Source organism: Nonomuraea salmonea, from assembly GCF_042428605.1.
Taxonomy (GTDB): domain Bacteria; phylum Actinomycetota; class Actinomycetes; order Streptosporangiales; family Streptosporangiaceae; genus Nonomuraea; species Nonomuraea salmonea.
In genome coordinates, this window is record NZ_JBHMCF010000046.1 from 46001 (window position 1) to 64972 (window position 18972).

Annotated in this window: 16 protein-coding genes; 9 read left to right on the top strand and 7 right to left on the bottom strand. The window is 72.4% G+C overall.

What is annotated here, in order from left to right; translation table 11 throughout:
- Nucleotides 1–8 precede the first annotated feature (8 nt).
- Complete coding sequence (locus ACFFR3_RS40585; RefSeq protein ID WP_379484859.1) at nt 9–1142, bottom strand: aminotransferase class V-fold PLP-dependent enzyme; 1134 nt, start codon at nt 1140–1142, stop codon at nt 9–11.
- Nucleotides 1143–1218: 76 nt separating this feature from the next.
- On the opposite strand from ACFFR3_RS40585, the gene ACFFR3_RS40590 reads away from it, so the two are divergent.
- Entirely contained in the window at nt 1219–1755 is a 537-nt protein-coding gene (locus tag ACFFR3_RS40590) for a helix-turn-helix domain-containing protein (protein ID WP_364376190.1), read from the top strand.
- 24 nt (nt 1756–1779) lie between these two features.
- On the opposite strand, the gene ACFFR3_RS40595 is transcribed toward ACFFR3_RS40590, so the two are convergent.
- Together ACFFR3_RS40595 and ACFFR3_RS40600 are read right to left on the bottom strand one after the other, a co-directional pair.
- Nucleotides 1780–2391, bottom strand: a complete 612-nt coding sequence (locus tag ACFFR3_RS40595; protein WP_345403859.1) for a GOLPH3/VPS74 family protein — start codon at nt 2389–2391, stop codon at nt 1780–1782.
- A 133-nt stretch (nt 2392–2524) separates the two neighbouring features.
- Nucleotides 2525–3151 carry a TetR/AcrR family transcriptional regulator gene (locus tag ACFFR3_RS40600; protein WP_345403862.1) on the bottom strand — a complete coding sequence of 209 codons (627 nt, stop codon included), beginning with the start codon at nt 3149–3151 and terminating at the stop codon, nt 2525–2527.
- 113 nt (nt 3152–3264) lie between these two features.
- Here ACFFR3_RS40600 and ACFFR3_RS40605 point away from each other — a divergent pair, with 113 nt between their 5' ends.
- Nucleotides 3265–4002 carry an SDR family NAD(P)-dependent oxidoreductase gene (locus ACFFR3_RS40605; protein ID WP_345403865.1) on the top strand — a complete coding sequence of 246 codons (738 nt, stop codon included), beginning with the start codon at nt 3265–3267 and terminating at the stop codon, nt 4000–4002.
- A gap of 113 nt (nt 4003–4115) precedes the next feature.
- Here ACFFR3_RS40605 and ACFFR3_RS40610 read toward each other — a convergent pair whose 3' ends face one another.
- Nucleotides 4116–7457 carry a S8 family serine peptidase gene (locus tag ACFFR3_RS40610; RefSeq protein WP_379484860.1) on the bottom strand — a complete coding sequence of 1114 codons (3342 nt, stop codon included), beginning with the start codon at nt 7455–7457 and terminating at the stop codon, nt 4116–4118.
- Between the two features lie 358 nt (nt 7458–7815).
- Between ACFFR3_RS40610 and ACFFR3_RS40615 the strand changes: the two genes are divergently transcribed.
- The 3 genes from ACFFR3_RS40615 to ACFFR3_RS40625 all read left to right on the top strand — a co-directional run bounded on the left by ACFFR3_RS40615 (nt 7816) and on the right by ACFFR3_RS40625 (nt 12545).
- Nucleotides 7816–8751 (top strand): hypothetical protein, encoded by a 936-nt coding sequence (locus ACFFR3_RS40615; protein ID WP_345403868.1) that lies wholly within the window; start codon nt 7816–7818, stop codon nt 8749–8751.
- Between the two features lie 150 nt (nt 8752–8901).
- Nucleotides 8902–11070, top strand: a complete 2169-nt coding sequence (locus ACFFR3_RS40620) for a SpoIIE family protein phosphatase (RefSeq protein ID WP_379484861.1) — start codon at nt 8902–8904, stop codon at nt 11068–11070.
- Nucleotides 11071–11141: 71 nt separating this feature from the next.
- Nucleotides 11142–12545: a sensor histidine kinase gene (locus tag ACFFR3_RS40625; protein ID WP_345403877.1), complete on the top strand. Its 1404-nt coding sequence runs from the start codon at nt 11142–11144 to the stop codon at nt 12543–12545.
- A gap of 6 nt (nt 12546–12551) precedes the next feature.
- Here the strand turns inward: ACFFR3_RS40625 and ACFFR3_RS40630 are convergent, their stop codons facing one another.
- Nucleotides 12552–13121 carry a PadR family transcriptional regulator gene (locus ACFFR3_RS40630; RefSeq protein WP_345403880.1) on the bottom strand — a complete coding sequence of 190 codons (570 nt, stop codon included), beginning with the start codon at nt 13119–13121 and terminating at the stop codon, nt 12552–12554.
- 319 nt (nt 13122–13440) lie between these two features.
- Between ACFFR3_RS40630 and ACFFR3_RS40635 the strand changes: the two genes are divergently transcribed.
- On the top strand, nt 13441–13989 hold the full coding sequence (locus tag ACFFR3_RS40635; RefSeq protein WP_364376211.1) for an alpha/beta hydrolase: 549 nt from the start codon (nt 13441–13443) through the stop codon (nt 13987–13989).
- Between the two features lie 7 nt (nt 13990–13996).
- Here the strand turns inward: ACFFR3_RS40635 and ACFFR3_RS40640 are convergent, their stop codons facing one another.
- Nucleotides 13997–15175 carry a cysteine desulfurase-like protein gene (locus ACFFR3_RS40640; protein ID WP_364376214.1) on the bottom strand — a complete coding sequence of 393 codons (1179 nt, stop codon included), beginning with the start codon at nt 15173–15175 and terminating at the stop codon, nt 13997–13999.
- A 9-nt stretch (nt 15176–15184) separates the two neighbouring features.
- Here ACFFR3_RS40640 and ACFFR3_RS40645 point away from each other — a divergent pair, with 9 nt between their 5' ends.
- The 3 genes from ACFFR3_RS40645 (at nt 15185) to ACFFR3_RS40655 (ending at nt 18168) form a co-directional block, all read left to right on the top strand.
- Nucleotides 15185–16234, top strand: coding sequence for a winged helix DNA-binding domain-containing protein (locus ACFFR3_RS40645; protein ID WP_364376217.1), 1050 nt, complete (start codon nt 15185–15187; stop codon nt 16232–16234).
- 25 nt (nt 16235–16259) lie between these two features.
- Nucleotides 16260–17741, top strand: a complete 1482-nt coding sequence (locus ACFFR3_RS40650) for a WS/DGAT/MGAT family O-acyltransferase (RefSeq protein ID WP_379484862.1) — start codon at nt 16260–16262, stop codon at nt 17739–17741.
- A 103-nt stretch (nt 17742–17844) separates the two neighbouring features.
- On the top strand, nt 17845–18168 hold the full coding sequence (locus tag ACFFR3_RS40655; protein ID WP_345403895.1) for a hypothetical protein: 324 nt from the start codon (nt 17845–17847) through the stop codon (nt 18166–18168).
- Between the two features lie 62 nt (nt 18169–18230).
- Here ACFFR3_RS40655 and ACFFR3_RS40660 read toward each other — a convergent pair whose 3' ends face one another.
- Nucleotides 18231–18869 (bottom strand): TetR/AcrR family transcriptional regulator, encoded by a 639-nt coding sequence (locus ACFFR3_RS40660; protein ID WP_364376223.1) that lies wholly within the window; start codon nt 18867–18869, stop codon nt 18231–18233.
- Nucleotides 18870–18972 lie beyond the last annotated feature (103 nt).

Sequence of the window (18972 nt, forward strand, 5' to 3'; positions counted from 1 at the left end):
GGGGGTGGTCAGCTCCTGCGGTAGGAGCTGATGGCTGCGACGGCCGCGTCCACGTCGGAGCGGTCGTTGTAGTAGTGGAACGACAGCCGCAGCAGGTCGCCGCGGGGCGCCGTCCAGATACGCCGCTCGGCCAGCGCGGCGGCCAGCCGGTCGGGGGCGTCGTCGGCGATGGCCACCTGCGGGCCGCGCGCACCGGCGGGCGAGGCCACCTTCACGCCCTCCGCCGTCAGCCGCTCGGCGAGTTCGTCCACCAGTTCGGACACGTGCCGGCGCACGTCGTGCAGGTCGATCCGCTCGATGAGGTCGAAGCCGGCGTTGGCCGCGTAGGCGGACGGGATGGGCGGCGTGCCGGTCTCGAAGCGGCGGGCGTCGCCGGGGAAGTCGAGCAGGCGGGGGTCGAACGCGAACGGCTGCGTACGGCCGAACCAGCCGGTCAGCTCGGGCGCGCGCTGCTGCTCCAGCCCGCCGCGCACATAGAGGAAGGCGATGCCGGGCAGGCCGAGCAGGTATTTGAGCGAGCCGGACACCAGGTAGTCGCAACCGAGCCGGCGCACGTCGATCGGGGTGACGCCGGCGCCCTGGTAGGCGTCCACGAAGACCCGGGCGCCCTGCTCGTGCGCCAGCCGTACGACGTCCTCGACCGGCAGGCGGGCGCCGTTGCGGTAGGTGTGCAGCGGCACCGACACGAGGCCTGCGCTCTCGTCGATCAGCTCCTCGTACGCCTCCGCCGCCACCTGCTCACCGCTGTCGGCGACCACCCTGACCTGGGCGCCGCGCTGCTGCTGGGCCAGCCAGACGTGCGCGATCGACGGGAACTCCAGGTCGGTCGTGACGATGCCGGGCCGCCGCGCCCAGTCGAGCGAGGAGGCGGCCTGGAACGCGGCCTCCGACGCGCACGACAGCACGGCCACCTCGCCGGGCTCCGCGCCGATCAGCCGGGCGAACCGCTCCCTGGCCCGCTCGACCTGCCCCATCCAGGTCCCCCAGGGGGCGCCCTCCTCGCGGAGCGAGTGGCCGATCTCCTGCAGCGCGTACGCCAGCCGCGACGACAGCGCGCCCTGGCTGCAGCTCGCGAGGTGCACGGCGCCGTCCAGGGACGGGAACTCGGCGCGGAACTGGGTGGGGTTCAACAGGTGTGACATTTCGGGCACCCTATCCGGGGAGTTTTAACCAGGTCAATACCGATTTAATGGGATTGAAGGCATATAGGATCGCCGGGTGATCGGTGCCAGGATCCGGCAGCTCCGTACGGAACGCGGGCTGACCCTCGCCCAGCTCGCCGCCGCCACCGGCGTGTCCAGCGGGCTCATCAGCCAGGTCGAGCGCGATCTCGCCGACCCCAGCCTGGAGACGCTCAGGAAGATCGCGAAGGTGCTGGACCTGCCGCTGTTCAGCCTGTTCCAGGAGCCGGACGGCGAGGCCGTGGCCGTGGTCAGGCGCGGCGGGCGGATGGTGGTGAAATCGCCCGCCGGCGGGATCTCCTACACGCGCGTCTCACCCGGTCACGGGCGGCTCGAGGTGCTGGAGGGCCACCTGCTGCCCGGCGGCTCGTCGGCCGCCGAGCCGTGGACGCACCCGTCGGAGGAGTGCGTGCTGGTGCTGCGCGGGCGGCTCGTGGTGGAGGTCGCCGGGGCCGAGCACCTGCTGGAGGCGGGGGACAGCTGCTACTTCGACTCCGCGCTGCCGCACCGCTACCTCAACCCGGGCGACGAACCCGCCGACTTCCTCATCGCCGCCACCCCGCCGAGCTACTGACCTGCGCCGTCACCCGAGCGGCCGTCACTCCCCGGCCATGGCGTAGAGCGCGGCGTCGGCGATGACGGACACCGCGCGCCTGACCGGCTCGGCGGCCCAGCCGCCCTCGCAGACCTCCTTGAAGCGCCGGTCGTCGTAGCCGGGGAAGAACGTGCGGGTGTACCGGTCGGCGTGCAGGATCGCGACGAGTGTCCCCGTACGGGCGTCGGGCTCCGCCCCGGTCAGCACCGCCGTCACCCGGGCCCCGACTTCGGCGCGCCCGCCGGGCCGCGCCTCCGGCCACCGCCTGACCGGGAAGAGGCCGAGCGCCTTGCCGCGCGTCTCGGCCAGCACCCCGCCCGTCACCAGCCGGGCCAGCAGCCGCCGGCGTAAGCCGTGCCGTTCCAGCAGCTGGATGCACGAGACGGGCCGCCTGCTGCGGGTGCCCATCAGGGCGAGCGCCGCGTCCAGCTCGTCCTCGCCGAGCCTGGCGGGGTCGCGGACGGACAGCTTCCTGCCCGACAGCTCCATCCGGCCGCGCACGACCAGCTCGGCCAGGACGGCGGCGGCGATCGCGGGATCCAGCCAGGTCGTGGTGACGGCCGGGCGGCCTTCGTTGTCGTAGGCGAGTAGGAGCAGCTCTTCCGCGATGGTCACTCGACCTTCACCCTCTCGCGCGCGCCATGGTGCTCTCGGCGTGGTCCACCTCGGACGTGGTCGCGCGGCCAGCCGGGGAAGATCCGTCGATCAAGCCGGGTGCCTTCGAGCGTCCAGCGAAACGGCTATGTGGTCAAGAGGGGTTCTCCTCCAGGGTGAGGCGGCCGGGCGGGTGGGGCAGCGGACGGCCGGTGACGGCGGTCATGCCGTCGAAGGTCAGCTCCAGGTAGCGCCGCCAGGCCTGCGGGTCGGCGTCGAGCAGCGGCGCCGCGGTGTGCTGGATGCCGCTCAGCATGAGGGCGACGTCGGTGCCGGTCACGTCGGGTCGTACGGCGCCCTGCTCCCTGGCGCGGGCGGTGAGCCCCTCGGCGACCTCGCAGAGCCGGTGGATCGCGTCGCGCACCTCCTGGCTCTGCAGCGAGGGACGGCCGATGACGTCACAGAACGCCCGGTCCCTGACGAACGCCTCGACCCCGGCGGTCATGAACGCGCGCAGCGCCCGCACCGGGTCGTCGTCGGCGAGCAGCCCTGTGGCGGCGCCGATCAGCTCGTCGAGCAGGTCGAGCATGATCGCCGCCAGCAGGTCCTCCTTGGTGGGGAAGTGCCGGAAGACCGTGCCCTTGCCCACCCCGGCGCGCTGCGCGATCTCGCCGATGGACACCTCGACGCCGCGCTCGGCGAACGTCCTGGCCGCGACGTCGAGCAGCAGCTTCCTGTTGCGCACCGCGTCGCTGCGGGTCGAAGGGGGCTTCGCGCTCATGCCGGTCAGTCTACCGGCCAAGGTGACCGGGCGGTCCGTTTAGCTGCTACGGTGAAGCTGACCAACCGGTCCGTTTTGCAACAGCGGGCCGGTGAGCTGCGGAAAGGACGCACATGAACCACGATCTCGCGGGCAAGGTCGCCCTCGTCACCGGCGCGTCGTCGGGCATCGGCGCGGCCACCGCCCTGGCACTGTCGGCCGGGGGAGCCCGTGTCGCGGCCGGAGCCAGGCGCGCGGACCGCCTCAAGGCCCTGGCGGACCAGGCGCGGGGCGAGCTGCTCCCGCTCGACCTGGACGTCACCGACCAGGAGTCCGTACGCGCGGCCGTGGCCGCGACCGTCGGCCACTTCGGCAGGCTCGACGTGCTGGTGAACAACGCCGGCGTCATGCTCAGCGGCCCCATCGAGGGCGCCGACACCTCAGAGTGGGTGCGCATGGTCGAGACCAACCTGCTCGGCTCCATGTACGCCGTGCACGCCGCCCTGCCCCACCTCCTGGCGAGCAAGGGCACGGTCGTGCAGGTCTCCTCCACCTCGGGCCGCATCGCCTCGGCCGGCGGCGGCGTCTACTCGGCCACCAAGTTCGGCGTCACCGGGTTCGCCGAGTCGCTGCGGCAGGAGGTCACCACCAGGGGTGTCCGCGTGGTCGTCGTCGAGCCGGGCTTCGTCGCCACCGAGCTGATCGGCCACATCACCGACCCGGCGCGGCGGGCCGCCGCGCGCGAGATGGGCGAGGCCATGCGCACCCTCCAGCCGGAGGACATCGCCGAGGCCGTCGTGTACGCGGTCGGGCAACCGCCGCACGTCGCGGTCAACGAGCTGCTCATCCGTCCCACCGACCAGACCCGCTGAAGCGGGCTGACCGCGGGCGTGGACACCCGGCTCAGGCTCATCCACGACCGGATCATGCCCGCGTCCGCCTGAGCGGAGCCGCGGGCGGCCGGAGCCGCCCGCGGCCCGTCATGTCACCGGACGTTGATCCGGTCCACCTCCACGGTGATGCCTCTGACCTGCGGGGTCGAGGTGGCCGTGGTGACGGTCCCGGCGCCCCTGCTGACGCCCTTGACCTTCATCGTGTACGTCAGCGTCCCGCCGGGCACGGCCGGGGTGCTGGTGACCACGAGGTCCTCGGCCGGCGGCCCGGCGATCTGGCTGCCGGCGGTGCCCTCAGCGTTCTCGGCCCCGACGGTCAGGCCGTACTCGGCGGGCGGCGCGCCTGGCAGGTTGGCCGGGTCGTAGGCGTAGCTGATGTCCTCGGTGCCGTTGATCCCGATCCACTGCTGGAACACCTTCAGCTCGTTCGTCCCGTAGAGGTTGACCCGCCACTCGACGACCAGCCAGCGGTTCGTCCCGTCGGTCAGGACCGTGGCGAGGACGCCGGGCGCGCCGGCGCCGTTCAGGTCGGTCCAGTACGGGGCGAGCACGTTGTTCGGCCGTGCCGGGTCGGGCAGCGTCTGCGGGATGAAGGAGATGTCGGCCGAGGTGGCCCCACCGGCCACGCTGTAGCCGTTGGACGTCACGCCGAGCACGGTGTGGGTGCTCCCGGCGAAGGTGAACGGCGCAGGTGAGGTGAAGTTCACCGCCTGCTCGTCACCGAGCGGGAACGGGGTGACGCCGAACAGGTCGAGCGGCAGATACCCGGCCGGCCCCGCACCTGGCGCGATCACGGGTTTCGGCGGCTGGGTCGCGGCCAGCGTCTTCTTCGTGGTCGCGATCTGCGTGCCGACCTTGGTCGCCCCGGTGACGGAGGTGAGCCGCAGCCGGGAGTCGAGCGTGCTGAGCGCGGTCACCTCGGCGTCCTGGTAGGTGCCGTTGTGCACGATGACCGTGCAGGTGGACTCGCCGGTGTTCCTGGCGATCGTGTCGGGCGTACAGGTCTGGTCGACCGGGATCGCGCCCTCCTGCCGGTAGAAGGCGACCGGCAGGTGCAGCTGCCGGGAGCCGCCGACCTGCTTGAGGTTCACCTGCCCGAAGTACTGCCCGTCGGGCAGGTCGGGCGCGGTGATGACGATGCTCAGCTTGGCCGTCTTGCCCGGCTTGACGGAGAACAGCGGCGGCAGCACGGTGACGGCGGCGCCGCTGACGGTCTTGCCCGACGCGGTGAAGGTGAGCGTCTTGCTGGTGACGTTCTTCACCGTGCGCTTGGCGGTGATGACGCCCGGCATGGTCGGGGCGTTCACCGACGGCAGGTTGAGGTCGATGCGGTTGAGCGGGTCGGCGGCCGAGGCGACGAAGCCGTCCGCGCTCTCGTCCAGCGTCAGGCCGGGGTCGCCGGCCTTGGTCAGGTCGATGCGCCCGCCGCCCATGTCGAACGGGTCGGCCGGCGTCGTACGGTCCTGCTTGGTGACCGACGTCTTGGCCGTCGTCTCCAGCGCGGACTTGACCTGGCCAGGCGTCCAGTCGGGATGCAGCGCGAACAGCAGCGCCGCCGCCCCCGCCACGTGCGGCGACGACATCGAGGTGCCCGAGATGACCTGGAAGAGGTTGCCCGGCGGGCCTTCGAGCGGCGACTCGGGGGTGGGCGTCATGCCCGCCATGATGTGCAGGCCCGGCGCGGTGACGTCCGGCTTGAGGAAGTCGCCGCCGGGGCCGCGCGAGGAGAAGTGCGTGATCGCGTCGCCCTGCCAGGTGCTCTTGGCGCCCTGCCCGAAGGAGGCCGTGGCCCCGGGGTTGGCGGCGAGGAAGCTCAGCAGCGTGTCGGACTCCGGCTTGTCGAGGTGCGCCGACGGCAGCCAGTGGGCGTCGGTGAAGACGTCGAACGGGAAGCTGTTGTAGAGGATCATCCCGGCCGCGCCGCCCTGCCGTACGTTGAAGCTCTTCAGCACCCGGTTCGGGCCGCGCTCACAGGCGACGATCTTGCCGGTGAACTGCCCGGCGGGCGCGGGCACGTCGCACAGCGGCCGCGAGTACGGCGGCGCGGAGGCGAGCACCACGGGCAGCGGCGAGGAGACGCCCGCCGTGATGGACGCGCCCTTGATCGTCACCGGGGTGGGACCGCCGTGCAGCTTGATCGTGGTCTGGAACGTCCTGGTCTGCGTGGAGGCGGCCACCGTGGTCGTCCACGGGCCGAGGTGGTCGGTGGTGTCCGCGCCGGGGCCCGAGTTGCCGGCCGACGCCGAGACCAGCACGCCCGCCGCGTACGCGTCGAGGAAGGCCAGCTCGACGGGGTCGCTGTACGGATCGTCACCGCCGGAGATCGAGAAGTTGATCACCCGGACGCCGTCCAGGATGGCTCGCGCCACCGCCGCCGCCGAGTCGGACGGGAAGCAGCCCTCCAGGCCGCACACCTTGTAGACCGACACGGCCGCGCCGGGTGCGATGCCCTGGATGGGGCCGCGGCTGATGCCGAGCGGGTCGGCGTCGGCGACCGGCCCGCCGGCCGAGGTGCTCGCCGTGTGCGTGCCGTGGCCGTTGGAGTCGCGGGCGCTGTCGGGATAGACCTCGCCGCCGAACACCGCGTTGTACGTCTCCAGGAACGGCTGCCCGCCGATCAGCTTGTTGGTGCAGGTGAACGGGTCGCTCGCCGGGGTCGTCGGGTTGTCGCCGAAGTCGCACACCCGCGGCGTGCCGTCCTTGGTCGGCGGGGGAGCGGGCAGGCCGGGCCGGCCCGCGAACGACGGGTGCTCGGGCCAGGCGCCGCTGTCGAGCACGCCCACGATCACGCCCTTGCCCGCCGTGCCGCTGCCGCCGCCCAGCTTGTCGTAGATCGCCGGGGCGCCGATGAAGGCGGGGCTGGAGTCGGTCAGCAGCTGCTCGGGCTTGTCCTCCTGGACGGCGACCGCGCCGGGGAGCTTGAGCACCTCGCCTGCCTTGTCGCCGGGGATGCGCAGCGCGATGCCGCCGTACACGGTCCGCAGCCGCTGGCCGACGACGGCTCCAGGGACCTTCGACCTCAGCTCGGCGAGGAAGGCGTTCTCGACCTCCTCGATGTGCTCGCCGTACTTCTTCGCGTCCGCGCTGCGCGTGTCGAGCGCGCGGCCGGTGGCGGACGGGCTGGTGCCGGCGAGCCCCGGCAGGCCGCCCTGGTAGGCGGCGAGCGAGTCGTAGTCGAGCTTCACGACGACGTTGACCGGTGCGGGGGAGGTGGCGCGCAGCAGCGCGGGGTCGCTCTTGGCGAGCTTGCCCGTCGGTGACTTGGCGCCGTCCACCACCGCGGACGGGGTGAGCGGGATGGCCGTCCACTTCTTGTCCGGCGGTTCGGGGGTGGCCGCGGCGCCCGGAAGCGGGGCGGCGGCCAGGACCAGGCTCAGGCCGGCGGCGACGGTGACCAGCCGGCGTAAGCGGGATAAGAGCGCACTGGATGACACGGAAGGACCTCCTCGTCGAGGGCTGCGCGGGCTCGCCGCGCCGCCCGGGAGGCCGTCAGGTCACCCCGCCCGCGGGCGCGCGAGGGGAGAGCCATGACCCTCCCCGGCGGGTGACGAGCGGGAACGGCGCCGTAAAGAGCGTGGTTCCGAACCGGAGTGTAAACAGCGGGGTTTGACCGGGGACCCGCGTGACTTGACAGAATCCCGCCGGTAATCCGGCACACGTTGCGATCGACATCGCCCGTTTTCCCAGGTCGTGTCCGGATCCGGACACGAGCGAAGTGTGACGACCACCACTGACCCTCGGCACAGGGAAACCGCCCTTGAGCGGCGTGATCATCCCCTATGCTCCCAAGCCATGACTTCTCCGTCGTATACCGCTCACTCTGCGGATACTCATATTCCGGACTTAACGTCCGCTGCTCCCGAGCAGGAGGCCGAGGAAAAGGTCGGGGTCCTCGACCTGCTGGAAAAGGTCGGCTCCGTCGTCGTCCCGCTCGGCGTCACCCTGTACGCGCTGCTCTACATGGGCTACCAGGGCATGTACGGCATCTTCGGCATCACCCCCGAGCAGGCCGGCATCGACCAGTCGGTGCTGCTCGGCCGGCTGCTGGGCACGATCCTGCCGCTGCTGATCCTGGGCGCGATCGCCACCGGCCTGCTCATCAGCGTCGCCTGGCTGCTGAACGTCGTCACCCGCGGCCTGGCCGGCCGCGCCGTGCAGGGCATGCGGAGGCAGCCGTGGATCGTCGCGGTGCTCGCCGCCGCCTGGGCCGGCGCGTCGTACCTGGGCTTCATGTACTTCATGACCGCGCTGGACGCCGCCGACCCCACCGCCTCCATCTCGGTCGAGGCCGGTGACGTGCTCATCGCGGGCGGGCTCGGCGTGCTGGCGTACGTGGTGCCGTTCCGGCTGCTGCGCCGCAAGCCGGTCGGCAGGGCGGGGCTGAAGGTGCTGGTGGGCGCGCTCACCGGGATCGGGCTCGGCTACATCCTCATGATCCAGATGATCTACGGCGCGATCAACGTGCTGGAGAAGGGCGAGTCGACCGCGCTGCTGGACGCCGTCGGCTTCCAGACGCAGTGGGCCAAGCTCCAGGACAGCAGCGGCAAGCCCCTCTACGACAGCCGCTGGATGATGATCCTCGGCGAGCACGAGGGCGGCTACGCCATCTACGACTGCGACAGGGCGCTGACCTTCCGCAAGTTCTCCGAGAGCACGATCCTCACCGAGGTGCAGATGTTCTCGCCCGACCGGGAGAAGGGCTTTACCTGCGGAAGTCTCGCGGAGTAGCCGTCTGGTAGGGGGTGCGGGACCCGTCCGCCGCGACGGCGGGCGGGCACGCCATGGGAGGGTTTGGAGACCGCCATCCGCGCCCCGGAAACAGTTCAGATTACGACAAGCATTCCCCTATCGGGACAAAGCGGTAGATACCGTGACCGTATGGCTCGCGTAGGGAGGCGTGAGGAGCCGATGCTGTCGCGCGGGACCGAGTGGCTCAGCGCGTCTCACCGGCTCCGGCCGGCCGGGCCCCCGGCCACCTCGGCATTGGACGAGACGCTCGTACGCGCGGCGCGCGCGACCGGCGCCCACATCGGCATGCTCTATCTGCTGGACGCCGACGACGAGGTGCTCCTCATGCAGGCCCAGCTCGGACTGCCGGGCCCGATGATCGGGCAGTGGGGCCGGCTGCGGGCCGAGGCGGGCGTCCCCGCGACCGTCGCCGTCCGCAAGGGCGAGCGCGTCTGGGTGCCCGATCTGGAGGAGCTGGCCCGCCGCTTCCCCGCGATGGCCTTCCTCGTGCCGTACCACTTCTCCGTGCTGGCCACGCCGCTCAGAGTCGGCGGCCGGGTCGCCGGATCCTGGGTGCTCATGTGGTCGTCGTCGCAGGCGCCGCGGCTGGGGGCGTACGAGCTGGGGGTGGTCGACGAGGCCACCCGCCGCATGCAGGAGCTGCTCACCGAGGCGGCGGAGGAAGGGCAGCGGCCTTCCGTCACCCCGCAGCCCCGCACGCTGACCCCCCTTCCGTCGCCTCCCTCCGACGTGGGGCGCTCGCTCGCCGCCTTCGGCTTCGCCGACCGGCTGCGCGACGGCTGCGTCTCGCTCGACCTGAACGGCCACATCACCTACCTCAACGACCCGGCCGCCGCGCTGCTCGGCGGCGCACCCACCGCGCTGCTCGGCCGCGTGGTGTGGGAGGCGGTGGACTGGCTGCGCGGCCCCACCTTCAAGGAGCGCTTCAGGCACGCCGTGGTCGGCCAGCAGCCCACCTTCTGCCGGCTCGGCACGTCGGGCGGCACCACCGTCGAGGCCCGCCTGCACCCCGACCCCTCGGGCGTCAGCCTGCACCTCGTGACCACCGGCCAGACGGCGCTCGGCGACGGCTCGGCGCACCCGCAGCCGCACCACCTGCACGAGCTCCTGCACCTGGCCGCCACCCTGACCAGGGCGCTCACCGTGCGCCAGGTCGTGGAGCTGGTCAGCGACCACATGATGGCCGCCTGCGGCGTGCAGTCCATGGCGGTCTTCCTCGCCGAGGCCGGCAGGCTGCGGGCACTCGGCTCGCACGGGTTCAGCCGCGAGCTCCTCGACCGGTTCGACGGGCTGCCGGCGGACTTCAGCACGGTGACCGGCCAGGTCGCGCGGACCGGCGAGGCCAGATACTTCGGCGACCGGCAGGAGATGGGCGACCGCTACCAGCCCGCACTGGACCCGGACGACATGCAGGCGTGGGCGTTCCTGCCGCTGTCGCTGTCGGACCGGTTGACCGGCACCTGCATCGTGGCCTTCCAGCAGCCGCATCGCTTCACCTGCGCGGAACGGGCCACTCTCACGTCCCTGTCCGGCATGATGGCGCAGGCGCTCGACCGGGCCCTGCTGTACGAGGCGAAGGACAACGCCGCCCACTGCCTGCAGACCAGCCTGCTGCCGCGCCGCCTGCCCGAGATCGACGGCCTGGAGACGGCCGCCCGCTACGTGCCCGCCACCCGCGGCGTCGGCATCGGCGGCGACTTCTACGACCTCATCCGCCTGCACGACCACGCCGCCGTGGCGGTCATCGGCGACGTGCAGGGCCACAACCTGGCCGCCGCCGCCCTCATGGGGCAGGTGCGCACCGCCATCCACGCCACCGCCACCGACCCCGACGCCGACCCCGGCACGGTGCTGCGCAACGCCAACCGGCTGCTGCTCGACCTGGACACCGACCTTTTCACCAGCTGCCTGCTGCTCCACCTCGACCTGCGGCTGCGCGCCTTCTCCGTGGCCAACGCCGGGCACCCGCCGCCCCTGCTGCGCGCACCCGGCGGCGTCGCGGAGCCCGTGGACGTGCCGCCTGGGCCGCTGCTCGGCATCGACCCCGACGCGGAGTATCCGACGATGCAGGTGCCGTTCTCGCCCGGCGCCGTGCTCGCCCTCTACACCGACGGCCTGATCGAGGCGCCCGGCGTCTACCTCGGTGACGCCATCGCCCGCCTGGCCGCCCACCTGACCAAGGCGGGCCCGCAACCGTTGCACAGCCTGGGAGAGGCCATGCTCGACCAGGCGCCCGCCACCGAGCAGCGCGGCGACGACATCGCGCTGCTGCTGCTCAAACACCTGCCGAGGCCATGACGGGGGGAGCGTACCGAACGATTCGCCCGGGGCCGGGCCGGCCGATCGCGGCCACTCGAGGAGGTGGTGGCATGGGGCTGAGCCGAGCGGGACGGCGAGGGCCGTTCCTGCGGTCGATCCGCGCGCGCTACACCTGCTGGGTCGGCTCGCTGTTCCTGGTCGTCCTGTCGACCGTCGCCACGCTCGCCGTCCTCGGCATCCGCAACAGCATCACCAAGGACATCGAAGAGGGCCTGCGCCAGGACATCCTGAGCTGGGCGAACCAGATGGCGCCAGGCGACTACCCGCCGCCCCAGCCACAGCTGCGCAGCGACTACCTGCAGCTCGTGGACCAGGAGGGGCGGGTGGTGGCGGGCAATGACGCCGCGTCCGGCCTGCCGCCGCTGACCGACGTACGGCCCGCGCTCGGCGAGCGCCTCGAGGACGTCGTGACCTGGCCCGAGCAGAGCCCGTGCCTTCTGGTGGCGGTGCTGCGGTTCGACGGGCCGGTGGCCCAGACGTTGTTCGGCGGCCAGGAGTACTACATCATCGCCGGCGAGGTCTCCCCGCCCGCGCTGACCATGCCGTACATGCTGATCGGCTTCGCGGCCGCGGTGCTGATCGGCTCAGCCGCCGCGGCCTGGGTCACCTGGGTGGTCGTGGGACGCATGCTCTGCCCCGTGCGCAAGATCAGCGCCACCATGCGCGAGGCCACCGCCGGCGACCTCAGCCTGCGGGTCCCCACCCCGCCCGGCGACGACGAGATCGCCAGGTTCGCCCGCACCTCCAACCTCTACCTCGACCGGCTGGAGAAGGCGGTGAGCGCGCAGCGCCGCTTCGCCTCCCTGGTCTCCCACGAGCTGCGCGCGCCGGTCGCCGGCCTGCACGTGCAACTGGAGGAGGCCCTCATGTACCCCGACGAGGTGGACTCGCACTCCGCGCTGCGGCTGACGCTGCGCACCACCGAGCGCCTCCAGGCGATCATCGACGACCTGCTCGCCTACACCAAGGTCAAGGACTCGGGGCCGATCGCGTACCAGCCGATCGACCTCACCGCGCTGGTGGAGGAGGAGCTGGCGGCCCAGCCGCGCGCCGGCGCCTGCATCCAGCTGCACCGGGCCGGACGCCCGGTCGTGCTGGGCTCGCGCGTGCAGCTCTCGCGCGTGCTCGACAACCTCCTCGCCAACGCGCGCCGGCACGCCCGGTCCAGGATCGACGTCTCCATCGCGCGCCGGAACGGGCACGCCGTGCTGGTCGTGCAGGACGACGGCCAGGGCATCGCGCCCGGTGACCGCGAGCGGGTCTTCGAGCCGTTCGTCCGGCTGGCCGAGGGGCAGCGGCTCGACCCCGGCGGCAGCGGGCTCGGCCTGGCGGTCAGCCGGGAGACGTGCATCGCGCACGGGGGCACGCTGACGGTCGAGGACGGCCCGTCCGGCGCCCGTTTCGTCGTCCGCCTCCCGGCCTGCGAGGACATCCCCGCCATCGAACCCGCCTGACCTGGGTCACGCGTCTTCGCCGAGGCGGGAGAGCATCCAGCGGCACCACTCGATGCGGTGCCGTTCGTAGCCGAGGCCGCACAGCAGGGTCGCGTAGTTGCCGAAGCGCGGGTCGCCGAGGGCGGGCGGGCCGCCGAAGGAGGCCTCGTGGCGCTCGTACTCGGCCAGCCGCTCCTCGTGCGCGGCCAGCTGCTCGGCGAACATCCGCCGCACCATCCCCGGCTCGGCCAGCCACGACGCGTACGCCTTCAGCACCAGCTCGTCACGCTCGGGCCGCTCGCGCGGCGGCTCGGTGACCCACTCGCGCAGCGCCCGCCGGCCCTCGGGCGTCAGGTGGTAGACCTTCTTGTCCTGCGGGCCCGGCCCGTGCTCCGACTCGTACGCGACGAGCTCGGCGGCCCTGAGCTTCTGCAGCTCGGCGTGGATCTGGCTGTGGCGGGCCGTCCAGAAGTAGCCGACCGGCCTGCGCATGGCGGCGGCGAGGTCGTATCCCGTGCGGTTGCCCCGGGCGAGCACGGCGAGGATGGCGAAGCCGAGCGTCGAGGGCGTCGAGGCCGGCGAGGTCGTTGAGGTCATGGTCCGACCAAGGATAAGGTGCCGTTGCTTCTATGTCAGTTTTGACATAGTTTGACGGGAGGAGGCGGCCATGCGCAGGTGGACGGGTTCATCGGCGGTCTTAGGGGTGCTGGTGCTGGTGCTGACGGCCTGCGGGGGCGCGGTCGGCACCGGCGCGGCACCGTCTGCTTCACCGTCAGCTCCACCGTCAGCTTCACCGTCAGCTTCACCGGGCCCTTCGGCCGGTGCCGTCACGAGCGCGTCGCCGGTCCCCTCCGGGCCCAACGTCTCGGGGTGCTTCACCGAGGCGGACGGGAAGATCATCAAGCACGCCCACGACATGCCCGCCGTGATCGCCGGCGACGGCCCAGTCGGCGTGGTCATCACGTACGAGCGGCGCGGCACCGTCTGCAGCTGGCGCTCGCTGTCCGACCGGCTGGTCGCGGCCGGCTACCGCGTCCTGCTGTACGTCAGGGACTCGACCATGCTGCCCGAGGACACCACGATCGCCCTCGCCCGCAGGCTGGCCAAGGAGAAGGGCGTCGAGCGGGTGTTCCTCGTCGGCGGCTCGATCGGCGCCACCACCGCCGTCCCCGCCGCGCTGAAGCTCGGTTCGAGGGCGGCGGGGGTGGTGGCGCTGTCCGGGCAGATCAAGCCGGAGCTGGCCGCCCGGCTGACCGTCCCGCTCCTGCAGATCGGCTCGGAGAACGACGGCTACGGCGGCGCGGACGACCTCGCCGCCGCCCAGGCCGCCGCCACGAAGGCGGCCGCCAACGAGACCATGGTCATCCCGGGGGAGAGCCTGCACGCCTCCGCCCTGTTCGGCAGCCCGCACGGCCCCGCGGTCCTCGACCGCGTCGTCACGTTCCTGGACCGACACAAGGGCTGAGCACCGGTCAGCGGAGGCGGGTCAGGCCGTCGAGGAGGCGTTCCACGTCCGTACGGTCGTTGTAGTGCACCAGGCCCGCCCGCACCGCGCCGCCCGAGTCGCGGATGCCCAGCGCCCCGGTCAGCTCCCAGGCGTAACTGTGCCCGCTCCACACGTTGACCCCCAGCTTCGCCAGGTGCTCGGCGACCCGGCGCGGCTCGTGCCCGGCCACGTTGAAGTAGGCCGTCGCGGTGCGCCGGGCGGGCTTGCCGTACAGCGTCACGTGCGGCATCGACTCCAGCTCGGCCACCAGCTCGGCGAACAGCCCCAGCTCGTGCTCCTCGGCCGCGGCCATGGAGGCGAGCAGGCGTTCGCGGCGGGTGCCGGCGCCGGGCACCATCGCGGCCAGGTGGTCCACGGCGGCCGTCACGCCGTCCAGGTCGGCGAAGGCCGCCGTGCCCGTCTCGAACCGCTGCGGCACCGTGTCGGGCGAGGGCGTCAGCTTGTCAGGACGCAGTGTCTCCAGCAGCCCGGGATCGGCGACGACCGCGCCGATGTGCGGCCCGCCCCACTTGTACGCGCTCGTCGCGTAGAAGTCGGCGCCCATCGCCCCCATGTCCACCGGTCCGTGCGGGGTGGCGTGCACGCCGTCCACGTACATCAGGGCCCCGGCCCGGTGCGCCAGCTCGGCGATGGCGGCCACGTCGGGACGGGTGCCGAGGATGTTGCTCGCCGCGCTGACCGCGACCACCCTGGTCCGCTCGTTGATCAGGCCGGCGTACTGCTCGACCGGCAGCTCCCCGGTGACCGGATCGACCTCGGCCCACCGTACGGTGGCGCCGGTCTGCGTCCACGGCCGTACGTTGGCGTCGTGGTCGAGCCGCGAGACCACCACCTCGTCGCCCGGCCCCGCGATCGCCCTGGACAGGCGGTAGGTGAGCGTCGTCATGTTGGGGCCGAGGATGACGCCGTCCGGCCGGCCGCCCACCAGGTCGGCGACGGCGGCGCGGCAGGCGGCCACGATCGCGTCGGAGCGGTGACTGGCCGGGAACGTGCCGCCCACGTTGCCGATCCCCGTCCGGTAGGCGGTGGCGATGGCGTCGATCACGGGCTGAGGGACCTGAGTGCCGGCGGCGCCGTCGAGATAGGCGTGACCGTCGGAGAGAGCGGGGTACGCGGCGCGTACCTCTTTGATGGGGAAGGGCATGATATGTAGATGCTCAGCCTGCGCGACCTCAACCGTGCCACCCTGGCTCGCCAGCATCTTTTGTCCCGTCACGAGGGTGCCGTGGCCGACGTCGTGCACCGGCTGGTGGGCCTCCAGGCGCAGGAGCCGCGCCCGCCGTACCTCGGGGTGTGGAGCAGGCTCGCCGGGTTCGAGCGCGACGACCTGCACGCGGCGCTGCACGCCCGCACGCTGGTGCGGGCCACCATGTGGCGGGCCACGCTGCACCTGGTGACGGCCGCCGACTTCGCCGCGTTCCGTCCGGTCGCCGAGCCCGTGCTGGCCGCCGCCGCGCGCCGCTTCGACGGCATCGACACCGGCGCGGTCGTCGCCGCCGCCGAACGGCTGCTCGCCGGCGGGCCGATGACCTTCAACGAGCTGCGGCCGAAGCTGCTGGAGGAGTTCCCCGGCGGGTACGACCGCGCGCTCGGCTATGTCGTCCGCATGCTCACCCCGCTCATCATGGAGCCCACCGACGACCGCTGGAGCTTCCCCCGCGACGCCGCGTTCGGGCTGCCCGGCATCGAGCCGGCGCCCGCAAGCGTGCCCGCCCTGGTCGAGCGCTACCTGGCCGGCTTCGGCCCCGCCACCCCCGCCGACGTCGCGACCTGGAGCGGGCTGCGCGGCATCCGCGAGGTCATGTCCGGCATGGAGCTGGAACGGCTGGCCGACGACACCGGCCGCGAGCTGTACGACCTGCCCGGCGCGCCCAGGCCGGGCGGCGACGTGCCCGCCCCCGTACGCTTCCTGCCCGACTTCGACACCCTGCTCCTCGGCCACGCCGACCGCAGGCGCGTGCTCGCCGACGAGCACAAGGGCTTGGTGGCCACCAAGAACCTGCGCATCAAGGCCGTCTACCTGGTGGACGGGTTCGCCGCCGGCACCTGGCAGATCAAACGCTCGGGCAAGAAGGCCAAGCTGCTCATCAGCCCGTTCGTCGCCACCGACCTGGGGCAGGTGGAGGAGGAGGGGCTCCGGCTGCTGGCCTTCGCCGAGCCGGACGCGACGACGACCGCTCTTGAAGTGACCGGCGCACAGTGATTGCGTTCGGGGCGGAGGTGTGACGATGCCGCAGCTTTCCGCACTGGACGCGCAGTTCCTCCACTTCGAGACCGCCACCAACGTCGCCAACATCGCCGGGCTCGCCGTGCTCGACGGCCACCTGCACCGCGCCGACCTGCAGGATCTGCTCGAACGGCGGCTGCCGTACGTGCCCGCCCTGCGGCGCAGGCTCGCCGCCGTGCCGTTCGGGCTCGACCACCCGTACTGGCGGCAGGAGGACGAGCTCGACCTCGACTACCACGTACGCGAGATCGGGCTGCCCCCGCCCGGCGACGACCGGCAGCTCGCCGAGCAGGTCGCCCGCCTGCACCCCCGCCGCCTCGACAGGAACCGCCCGCTGTGGGAGATCTACCTGATCCACGGCCTGCCCGGCGGCCGCACGGCCCTCTACACCAAGATCCACCACGCGGCGGTGGACGGCATCGGCGGCGCCGATGTGCTGGCCGCCCTGCTCGACGTCGGCCCCGAGCCGGCGCCGCCGCCCCGCGACGAGCCCGAGCACGACGCACCGCCGCCCGGCACCGCCGAGATGGTGGCGCGCGGCCTGGCCCGCCTGGCCGCCAACCCCGCCCACGCCGTACGCTTCGCCGCCCAGGCCGTCCCGCACCTCGACGAGATCCCCGTCCTGTCCCAGTTGCCCGGCGCGGGCGCCGTCTCCGCCGTCGCCCGCCGCCTGGCCGGTGCGGGCCATGCGCCCGATCTGCCTGCGCTGCCCCCGCCACGCACGCCGTTCAGCGGTCCCGTCTCCGCGCACCGCCGCTTCGCGTTCGTCTCGCTGCCGCTCGATGAGATCAAGCAGGTGCGCAAGGCGTTCGGGGTCACGGTCAACGACGTCGTCATGTCCGTGTGCGCGGGGGCGCTGCGCCGGTGGCTGGCCGCCCACGGCGGAGTGCCGGGCCGGCCGCTGGTGGCCGGGGTGCCGTTCTCGGTGCGAGCAGAGGAGGGACGCGGGGAGGGCGGCGGGGAAGGCGGCGGCGAAGGCGGCGGCGAAGGCGGCGGGGAGGCGGGCAACCAGGTGGCCATCATGACCGCGCCGCTGGCCGTGCACCTCGCCGACCCGGTGGAGCGGCTGTACCACGTACGGCACTCCATGCGGCGCATCAAGGACCGCTTCGCGCCGGCGTCGGCGCGGTGGCTGCGCGAGTTCAGCGAGTCGATGCCGGCCGCGCTCATGGGGCTGGCCTCACGCTCGGCGTTCGACCTGGTCGGACAGGCCGCGCCGCCGATCAACCTGATCGTCTCCAACGTGCCGGGACCCCAGTTCCCCCTGTACGTGTGCGGCGTCCGGCTGCTCGCCCACTACCCCGTCTCGGTGATCACCGACGTCAGCGGCGGCGTCAACATCACCGCCTTCTCCTACGACGGCTCGCTGGACGTCGGCGTCGTCACCGACAGGGAGATGGTGCCCGACGCCTGGGAGCTGGTCACCGACCTGCGCGCGGCCCTGCGGGAGCTGCGCGCGGCCGAGTCCGGCCTGCCGCACTGAAAGCCCCGGCCCGCGCGGGCTTTTGTCGGTGGCATGTGAAATCTTGGACCTCGGCGTGCACACGGCCGGGGGCCGGCCGGCGCCCATACGAAGGGGAGATCGCATGGCCACCGCCGAGGAGCTCTACGAGGACCTCGTCTCCGAACACCTCGCCCGGCCGGGGGTGCGGATGGGGCGCATGTTCAACTCCGAGGGGCTGCAGGTGAGGGGACGCGTCTACGCCTTCTACGCCAGATCGCGAGGGCGGGTGGTGGTCAAGCTCCCGGCTCCGCGGGCGGCCGCCCTGGTCGAGGACGGCACGGCCGAGGAGATGCGCATGGGCGGCCGCCGCATGCGCGAGTGGGTCGGCCTCGCCCAGCCCGACGAGGAGACCTGGCGCCACCTCCTCGGCGAGGCCGCCGCCTACGGCGAAGAGCTGGCCGGCTGACCGGCCGCTGCCCGAGCAGCCCCCGTCCTCAGGCCCCCACCACACCGCCGTGCGCGGGGCGGTCAGCGGATGGCCGCGGTGCCGAGCGAGGGTTCCAGGAGGTCGAAGACGCGGTGGGCCATCTCTGCGAGTTCGGCGGCGATGCTGTCGAGGGGGTCGCCGTCCGGGGCGGTCAGCATGCGGGACTGCAGCTCGCGGAAGAGCAGGCGGTCGGCGGCGGCGAGCTGGGCCGCTATCGCGCGCGCGCCGATCGGGTCGTCAGGCGTCTCGGCGGTGAGGCGCTCGGCCAGGGCCTCCTCCCTCAGGTCGTGCAGCTCGCGCAGGCGAGCGACCAGGGTCGGGCTCTCAGCGATCATGCGGGCGAACGCGGGCCCGGTGAAGCCGATCACCGGGTCGTGGCGCTCGAGCGCGGCCATGTACTCCCGCCGCATCGCCGCCAGCGCGGACTCACCCTCGGGCCGGCGGGCGAGGGTCGCGGCCGGCCCCGCCACGAACTCCTCGTGGTGGTCGAGTGCCAGGTCCTCCTTACGGGGGAAGTAGTTGGTCACGGTCATCTTCGCGACTCGTGCGGCGGCCGCGATGTCGGCGATCGTCGTGCGGTCGAAGCCACGTTGCAGGAACAGTTGGGTAGCGTGGTCAGAGATGGCCTGCCTGGTCTCTCGCTTCTTCTGTTCCCTCAAGCCCAAGGTGTCGATGCTCATAGCTCCAGTCTTACACAAAAACTTAGGTTCGACCTTATTTTAGGTTGACTCTTCTATCGAGGAAGCCTAAAGTTAGGCGCGACCTAAGTTTAGGACGCCGTTC